The sequence below is a fragment of the Staphylococcus gallinarum genome, from assembly GCF_000875895.1.
GTDB lineage: Bacteria > Bacillota > Bacilli > Staphylococcales > Staphylococcaceae > Staphylococcus > Staphylococcus gallinarum.
In genome coordinates this window covers 1-241 of the sequence record NZ_JXCF01000185.1, presented here as the reverse complement: position 1 = coordinate 241, position 241 = coordinate 1, and the positions used below count along the sequence as shown (strand labels likewise).

The window sequence follows — 241 nt, the reverse complement described above, 5'->3', positions numbered from 1 at the left end:
ATTTACCAGGTACCATTACTTTAATAAGAAAAGGTATAGTTACTATTGTAATCATAGGAAGTATAAGTAGGTAAGACCAATGAATATAATGTGCTATTATTCCCCCTATTGAAGGACCTACCCCTTCACCTAAAGCTACAATTGATCCTATAAAACCAAAGGCTTTGCCTTGTTTTTTTCTTGTAATATTTCTAGCTACAACCACCATAATCAGTGAAGGGAATGCAGCAGATCCTACTCC

General features: G+C 35.3%; 1 protein-coding gene. It reads right to left on the bottom strand.

Annotated features, from left to right (window positions below):
* A partial coding sequence (locus SH09_RS13990) for an MFS transporter (RefSeq protein ID WP_042740227.1) occupies nt 1-241 on the bottom strand: 241 nt, incomplete at both ends.